This window comes from Mycobacterium sp. (assembly GCF_019247615.1).
In the GTDB taxonomy this organism is placed as follows: domain Bacteria; phylum Actinomycetota; class Actinomycetes; order Mycobacteriales; family Mycobacteriaceae; genus Mycobacterium.
Map to the genome: position 1 here is coordinate 1 of NZ_JAFBAT010000098.1, position 6,816 is coordinate 6,816.

A 6,816-nucleotide genomic window follows, 5' to 3' on the forward strand; every position below is an offset into this window, starting at 1 on the left:
GCCCCGCAGCGTGGTGCCGATGACCCGCGCCCGCTTGACCAACAGCTTGCCGATGTTGAGCTCGCCCTTCACACCGCCCTGCATGCCGATGATGACGAGCTGCCCGTCGGTCGCCAGCGCATCGATGTTGCGGTCCAGATAGGAGGCCCCCATGATGTCGAAAATCACGTCGGCGCCGCCCGCGCCGTCGGTCTCCTCGCGCAGCCGCGCGACGAAGTCCTCTTCGCGATAGTTGATGGTGATTTCGGCGCCCAACTCGCGGCAGAATTCCAGCTTGCCTGCCGACCCGGCGGTGACGGCCACCCGGGCGCCAAGCGCCCGCGCGACCTGGATGGCATGGGTGCCGATGCCGCTGGCGCCCCCGTGCATCAGAAGCAGCTGACCCTCGCGCAGGCGCGCGGTCATCACCAGGTTCGACCACACCGTGCAGGCCACTTCCGGTAACCCGGCGGCGTCGACAAGATCGACACCCTCAGGAATCGGCATCACCTGGCCGGCCGGAACGGCGACATACTCGGCGTATCCGCCGCCGGCCAACAAAGCGCAAACTCCTTGCCCCACAAACCATTCGGTAACACCGGAACCAGCTTCGGTGACCACCCCGGCCACCTCCATGCCGATAATGTCGCTGGCCCCCGGCGGCGGCGGGTACTTACCGGCCGCCTGCAACACGTCGGCGCGGTTGACGCCGGCCGCAGTCACCTTGATCAACACCTGACCTGGGCCGGCGGCCGCGTCGGGCACTTCCTGCCAGGACAGTTGCTCGGGCGATTTGGCGACGATCGCGCGCATGCCGGCGACGTTACTAGGCCCCGTTAGTCTTATCAGCGGTGGCGTGGCAGAGCGGCCTAATGCACTCGCCTTGAAAGCGAGAGACGGCTGAAACCGTCCGGGGGTTCAAATCCCTCCGCCACCGCCGCGCCGGCGTCTAATGAAGCGTCGGCGCATAGCGAAGCACCGCGCCGACGCCGTCGGCCGGCGAAATCCGTTCGTCGGTGCGCACCAGCGACGCCCCGACCGAAATCGCGAGCAGCGGCAGTGCCTCGTCCGCACGCACCGTCTTGTCGGGCGCGGCGCCCTGTTCCGACAGCACCTCGGCGTTCGGGGCGACCGTGGTCAACCTTTCGTCGGCGACCACGGTGGCATCGCCGATGTCGCCGATGATCAGCGTTTCTACCGCGCCCTGGCGCAGCGCCGAGCACACCGGGCCGAGCCCCTCGGCCGCCAGTCCGGAGTGCCGGCCGATCTCGGCGGTAAAGCGCTGCGCGACATTGTCTATCGCTCGCAACTGGCGCTTGAGGACTTCCTGCTCGATGGCGTGCTCGATCTCGCCGAAGTCGTGACCGCTGTGCCGCGCCCCAACCTCGAGCACCGCCGTGCGGTCCTGTAGCCGTTCCGGCAAGGTGGCCAGCAGGTCGGAGCGCGAGCGCACCTCGCCGACCACAAAGATCATCTCGATGCCCTTGTCGTCGACGAGTTCGCTGACGCGATCTGCTACGGCGCGCAGGTTTTTGCGGGCCGCCTCATCGGTGCGCAACTGCGGGTCGCCGTACCCCGCGGTCTCGGCTCCGCCGGCGTGGTGCACGGGAAAGCCACCGCCGTCGACGGTTTCGGAACGCAGGGTGCCGCCTGCATGGGTGGTGATGTCGGCGCCGCCGTGGTCGACGACCACCAGGACGTAGTCGGGGTGGTCAAAGCTCAGCTCGAGAATCGGCACCAGGTACGGCAATTCGGACACGCGAACGATGGTCGTCGCGGCGGGGCGGGCGAGGTGCTCGTTGATCACTACCCGCTCGGCACTCGCAATCACCGCGCGCCCGCTTCGCCCGACCGGCGGGCGCAGGTTCATCACCGCATCCTCGATGCCGTCGATGACCGCTGGGTCGGCGCCCTGCTTTTCGAGCTCTTCTTTCACCGAACGCCACTTCAGCTCGAGTTGGGCCTCGGCGTCATGGGTGTCATGCGAGTCGTCGAAATAGACGGAGGCGAACGGTCGGGGTGCGTCCAGCAGCTTACGGAAGCGTTCAGAATCCATGCCCTGTTGGTTGCCCCGACCGCGGGGGCACAAACCCCGTCGGGTGCCTAATAGCTGCGATCTCCCTCGCTGTCATCGAAGAAGTGCCATTCGCCGTCGTGCTCGACCTCCATGCGCCAACCGAGTTCGTTGCCCTCGACCGCGTCATCGGCGAACCACGCGTGTGCCTTGTCGGCGCTTTCGATGTCCTTGGTGGCGACGACTTCACCCTGGGGATTGAGCACTCGATATGTAGCCATGCGTGGCAGTGTTCCCGCCTGCGGGGCGCCTCAACCGATGGGAATCTCCGCGGCGATGGTGTCCATGAGGGCCGTGTACCGCTTGACCTCCGGATCCCGGCCGGGCTTGCCGCTGCTGATTAACCCTGCGGCCAGGGAGCGCTCGGGGTCGGCCCAGATCGCGATGTTAGCCAGGCCGAGGTTCCCGAATGCCGCCGGCGCGTTGCGTCCGAACGGTCCGAACCGCTTTGTTCCCAACATGTATCCGGTGCCCCAGCGAGCCGGTTGTAGGCCCACCGCGAAGTCCGGGCGCAGCCTGCGGCACTCCTGCACCGCCTGGTACATCCTTTCGGGACTGATGATCCGCACGCCGTCGAGTTCGCCGCCGCGCCGCCAGATCTCGGCGAAGCGGGACAGCTCGTTCGCGGTGGACACCGTGTTGGACGACGGGACCACGGTGGACAAAAACGCGGGCGTATTGGTGTACGGGATGATCTCGTGGACGGTACCGCCGATGGCCTTGCGGAATATCGCCGCGATCACCGGGGGGAGCGGCTTACCCGTGGCGTGGCTGGGCGCGACCAGCGGGATGTCCCGCTTGGCAACCCCGAAGTTGGTCCACCGGAAGCCCATCGGGTTGAGAATCTCCGTCGCCAGGATTTCTCGAATGTCCTTTCCGGTGGCGGCGTAAACGATCTCACGCATGAGCGGGCCCCAGGTGAGCGCGTGGTAGATGTGCACCAGCCCCGGACGGTACAGCGGGCGCAGCTTGCCGAGCTGTTCCTGCGCGTACTCGTGGTCGTCTGCCCGGCGGAGATCCGGCCTCGGTCCGGTCGGGAAGGGGACGCCCGCGCTGTGGGTCAACACGTGCCGGATCGTGGTGCGGTGCTTGCCGTGGCTGGTGTAGCTGGGGATGTACTCGCAGACGCGGTCATCAAGCGCGAAGTGACCCTGCTCCACGAGCATGTGCACGACGGTCGCGGTGATGCCCTTGGCCGCCGAGTAGACGCAGAACGGGGTGTCGGTGGTGACGGGGATCTTCTCTGCGTCGGGTGGGTCGGTGGGCGCGTTGCCCCAACCGTGACCGATCGCGCGGTTGAGCACCACGCGGCCGCGGTGCCGGATGCACAATTGGATCGCCGGCTGCAGGCCTGCCCGGTACCAGTGCCGCGCCGCCCGCCAGATGCGTTCGACGGCGGCGCGGTCGATCTCGCAGTGGTCCTCTTCGCCGGTCACCGTCACGGCGTCCAGGTCGGCCGGAACGCGGATCCGGCCGTCCGGGGTCATGTCCGCCACCCGTTACTCCCCGGTGAACTGCGGCGGGCGCTTGGCGAATGTCGCCGAGATGCCCTCGGTCAGGTCCTTCGACGGCAAGAAGGCCGCGTTCCAGGCGGCGACGTAGCGCAGGTTCTCGGAAACGGCCGAGGCGCGTTGCTGGTCCAAGACGTCCTTGACGCCGTAAACCGCCAGCGGGGGATTGGCGGCGATTTCGGCGGCGGCGGCGTGGGCGGCCGCGAGCGCCGCATCGGCGTCGGAGAAGACATCATTGACCAACCCGATCTTCTCCGCCCGGGCCGCGTCGATGTCCTTGCCCGTCAAGGCCAGCTCCCGCAGGTGGCCGTCGTTGAGAATGAGCGGCAGGCGCGCCAGGCTACCCATGTCGGCCACGATGGCGAGTCTGACTTCCCGCACCGAGAACTTGGCGTCGGCGCTCGCGTAGCGGATGTCCACCGCGGAAATGAGGTCGACTGCGCCGCCGATGCACCAACCGTGCACCGACGCGATGGTGGGGGTGCGGCAGTCGGCGACGGCGTTGATCGCCTTCTGCATCCGAAGCAGCTCGGCGTGGAAGTCGGTGCGGGGGCGGGCCGTCGCACCCTCGGCCATCAACGGAGCGAACATGCCGCCCATCGCGGGCAAATCAAGGCCATAGCTGAAATTCTTGCCGGATCCGGTGATGACGATTGCCCTGACGGCGCGGTCGGAATCGAGCGCCGCAAACACCTCCGGCATTTCCGACCAGAATGCGGGACCCATCGCATTGCCCTTGCCCGGGCCGACCAATGTCACCTGTGCGACGTGGTCCTTGGTGTCGATGGTGACCGATTCGTATGCTTCGCCCATATCGAGACCGTAGCGTGGCGAATATGCCACCCGATTTGCGACCCGGCCCGCATTCCCCACCCACCGACGAGCTGCGCAGCGCCGAGGACACCCTGGGTGTGTTGCAGCGAGTCCTGCACCCGATCGCCGCCGACGACATGACCAGGCAGACGCCGTGCAGCGAGTTCGACGTAACGGCGCTGACGGGGCATCTGCTGAAGTCGATCGCCGGTCTCGGTGGCATGGTGGGCGCGGAGCTCCCGGAGCGTGACGGAAGCGATTCGGTGGAGCGGCAGGTCCTCGCCGCGGCCCGGCCGGCCTTGGATGCCTGGCATCGCCACGGCCTGGACGGCACCGTGCCGTTCGGCAAGGGCGAGATGCCGGCCAAGGACGCGTGTGCCATCCTGTCGATCGAATTCCTGGTCCACGCTTGGGATTACGCCGTCGCGGTGGGGCACGAGGTCAACGCCCCCGAACCGCTGTCGGAATACGTATTGGGGCTGGCCCACAAGATCATCCGGCCGGAGGTTCGCGGCCCAGGCCGGTTCGACGACCCGGTCGACGTGTCCGACGACGCCGGCGCGCTCGAGAAGCTGGTCGCGTTCACCGGCCGCAACCCGGCCCGCTAGCCCACCCGCTCCAGATAGAAGTAGTAGTAGCGGCCCACCCCGTCCTGGAAGTCCAGGACGCCCTTGCCGTTCATGATGCCCATGACGGCGTCGTCGTCGATCACCTTGAAGTGATCGTGTACCGGTTGGCCGTCGTACACCATCGTGGCCGTCACCTCGCCGCGGAAGCCTTCCAGCCACAGGCTGGCCTCGCCCTTACCCATCGCCACATTGGAGAACCTGTTTCCCTCGGCGTCCACGCAGACCAGGGGCTGCACGTCGGTGGCGGATTTGAACGTCTTGCCGAACCAGCCGGCCTTGGCCAGTTGGCCGTTCATCCGATGGCCGGTGAGGAACTCACCGCCCTTCCACTCGCCGATCATTCCCTCGATGGTCGCGGGCGCCAGCGTCGCCCAGAATTCATCGAGTTCGGCCTCGCTGATGCGATCACGTTCCTTGAACTCGGTGAACCGCGCGCGGGCGACGTTCATGGCCTACTCCCCGGCTATGGCGCTGCTGATCCAGTCGCGGGCGAAAAGCAGCAGGGCGTCGTTCTCCTCCGGCGCGCCGATGGTGATCCGCACACCGTCGGTGCCGTACGGGCGGACCACAATGCGGGCGTCCGCGGCCCGCGCGACGAAGTCCGCTGTCCGGGTTCCCAATGGCAGCCACACGAAGTTGGCCTGCGACGGTGGGAGTGTGAATCCGGCATCCCGCAACGCGGTGCTCACCCGCGAGCGCTCGGCGACGACGGCGTCGGTGCGGGCGAGCAACTCGTCGGCCGCTTGCAGTGAGGCGATGGCGGCGGCCTGCGAGACACTGGTCACCGAAAACGGCACGAACACCTTGTCCAGCGCGGTGATCAATTCCGGGTGGCCCACCGCATAGCCGACGCGCAGGCCCGCCAGCCCGTATGCCTTCGAAAAGGTCCGCAGCACAACGACATTGCTGCGGGCGCGGGCCAGCTCCAAGCTGCCGGGCGCCATGCCGTCGCGGATGTATTCGACGTAGGCCTCGTCGATGGCGATCAGGATGTGGGGAGGCACCGCCTCGACGAAGCGGACCAGCGCATCCGGATCGACGACCGTGGACGTCGGGTTGTTGGGATTGCAGACGAAGATCAGCCTGGTGCGCTCGGTGATCGCGGCGAGCATCGCGTAGAGGTCATATGCGTGATCGGTCAACGGCACCTTGACGGCGGTCGCGCCGGCGACCCGAACCTGCGGGGGGTAGAGCTCGAAGCTGCGCCAGCCCATCACCACCTCGTCGCCGACCGAGGCGGCGACTTGAACGAGCTGCTGGCACAGACTGACCGAACCGCAACCGACGGCGACGTGTTCCGAAGCGAAATCATGTCCGAGGTGCTTCGCAAGCGCCGCCTTGAGCTCCACGCAGGCGCTGTCGGGGTAACGGTTGACGCTTTCGGTGGCCCGTTCAATGGTCGACCGGACGCTGGGCAGCGGCCCCAACACCGTTTCATTGCTTGCCAGCTTGGTGGAACCTGGGATGGTTTTGCCGGGGACATAGACCGGCAGTCCGACCAACTCGGGTCGCAGGCGGGCGGTCACTTCGACAGCATATGTCCGTGCTGTGTACGCTATGCCTCCGGCGGTTCGGGGACACCCGGAAGGGTTCGGGTACCCTCAGGAAGTCCAATGGAGGCGTGCCAGAGCGGCCGAATGGGGCTCACTGCTAATGAGTTGTCCCCCTTCAAGGGGACCGGAGGTTCAAATCCTCTCGCCTCCGCTGAGTAGTTTTGGCAGCACAAGTGAACACAGGCGCCCGTAGCTCAACGGATAGAGCATCTGACTACGGATCAGAAGGTTGGGAGTTCGAATCTCTTCGGGCGCGC

Annotated in this window: 8 protein-coding genes and 3 tRNA genes; 4 read left to right on the forward strand and 7 right to left on the reverse strand. The window is 66.7% G+C overall.

The annotated features are described in order from the left end of the window. Positions 1-792 (reverse strand): NAD(P)H-quinone oxidoreductase (locus JO059_RS06600; protein ID WP_293315296.1); only part of this gene is annotated, 792 nt, incomplete at its 3' end. 37 nt (positions 793-829) lie between these two features. Here JO059_RS06600 and JO059_RS06605 point away from each other — a divergent pair. Beyond that, positions 830-916, forward strand: a tRNA-Ser gene (locus tag JO059_RS06605). Positions 917-928: 12 nt separating this feature from the next. Here the strand turns inward: JO059_RS06605 and JO059_RS06610 are convergent. From JO059_RS06610 to JO059_RS06625, 4 genes are read right to left on the reverse strand one after another with little or no spacing between them, the layout of a single operon-like run. Further along, positions 929-2,035, reverse strand: a complete 1,107-nt coding sequence (locus JO059_RS06610) for a hypothetical protein (protein WP_293315297.1) — start codon at positions 2,033-2,035, stop codon at positions 929-931. Positions 2,036-2,082: 47 nt separating this feature from the next. Further along, complete coding sequence (locus tag JO059_RS06615; protein ID WP_293315298.1) at positions 2,083-2,274, reverse strand: hypothetical protein; 192 nt, start codon at positions 2,272-2,274, stop codon at positions 2,083-2,085. A 30-nt stretch (positions 2,275-2,304) separates the two neighbouring features. Beyond that, entirely contained in the window at positions 2,305-3,540 is a 1,236-nt protein-coding gene (lipE, locus tag JO059_RS06620) for a lipase LipE (protein WP_293315303.1), read from the reverse strand. 12 nt (positions 3,541-3,552) lie between these two features. Continuing rightward, on the reverse strand, positions 3,553-4,377 hold the full coding sequence (locus tag JO059_RS06625; RefSeq protein ID WP_293315299.1) for a crotonase/enoyl-CoA hydratase family protein: 825 nt from the start codon (positions 4,375-4,377) through the stop codon (positions 3,553-3,555). A 23-nt stretch (positions 4,378-4,400) separates the two neighbouring features. Here JO059_RS06625 and JO059_RS06630 point away from each other — a divergent pair, with 23 nt between their 5' ends. After that, entirely contained in the window at positions 4,401-4,985 is a 585-nt protein-coding gene (locus JO059_RS06630; RefSeq protein WP_293315300.1) for a TIGR03086 family metal-binding protein, read from the forward strand. Here the strand turns inward: JO059_RS06630 and JO059_RS06635 are convergent. Beyond that, complete coding sequence (locus tag JO059_RS06635; RefSeq protein WP_293315301.1) at positions 4,982-5,455, reverse strand: DUF4334 domain-containing protein; 474 nt, start codon at positions 5,453-5,455, stop codon at positions 4,982-4,984. The genes JO059_RS06630 and JO059_RS06635 overlap by 4 nt on opposite strands. 3 nt (positions 5,456-5,458) lie before the next feature. After that, positions 5,459-6,532, reverse strand: coding sequence for a pyridoxal phosphate-dependent aminotransferase (locus tag JO059_RS06640; RefSeq protein ID WP_293315302.1), 1,074 nt, complete (start codon positions 6,530-6,532; stop codon positions 5,459-5,461). 89 nt (positions 6,533-6,621) lie between these two features. On the opposite strand from JO059_RS06640, the gene JO059_RS06645 reads away from it, so the two are divergent. Both JO059_RS06645 and JO059_RS06650 read left to right on the forward strand, forming a co-directional pair. After that, positions 6,622-6,710: transfer RNA gene (locus JO059_RS06645), tRNA-Ser, on the forward strand. A gap of 32 nt (positions 6,711-6,742) precedes the next feature. Then, positions 6,743-6,815 (forward strand) — tRNA-Arg (locus JO059_RS06650). The last annotated feature ends 1 nt before the right edge of the window (position 6,816 follow it).

Excerpts from the sequence above, each read along its gene's own strand:
- JO059_RS06610 (WP_293315297.1), bottom strand. The coding sequence starts at position 2,035 with ATGGATTCTGAACGCTTCCGTAAGCTGCTGGACGCACCCCGACCGTTC.
- JO059_RS06615 (WP_293315298.1), bottom strand. The coding sequence starts at position 2,274 with ATGGCTACATATCGAGTGCTCAATCCCCAGGGTGAAGTCGTCGCCACC.
- lipE (WP_293315303.1), bottom strand. The coding sequence starts at position 3,540 with ATGACCCCGGACGGCCGGATCCGCGTTCCGGCCGACCTGGACGCCGTG.
- JO059_RS06625 (WP_293315299.1), bottom strand. The coding sequence starts at position 4,377 with ATGGGCGAAGCATACGAATCGGTCACCATCGACACCAAGGACCACGTC.
- JO059_RS06630 (WP_293315300.1), top strand. The coding sequence starts at position 4,401 with ATGCCACCCGATTTGCGACCCGGCCCGCATTCCCCACCCACCGACGAG.
- JO059_RS06635 (WP_293315301.1), bottom strand. The coding sequence starts at position 5,455 with ATGAACGTCGCCCGCGCGCGGTTCACCGAGTTCAAGGAACGTGATCGC.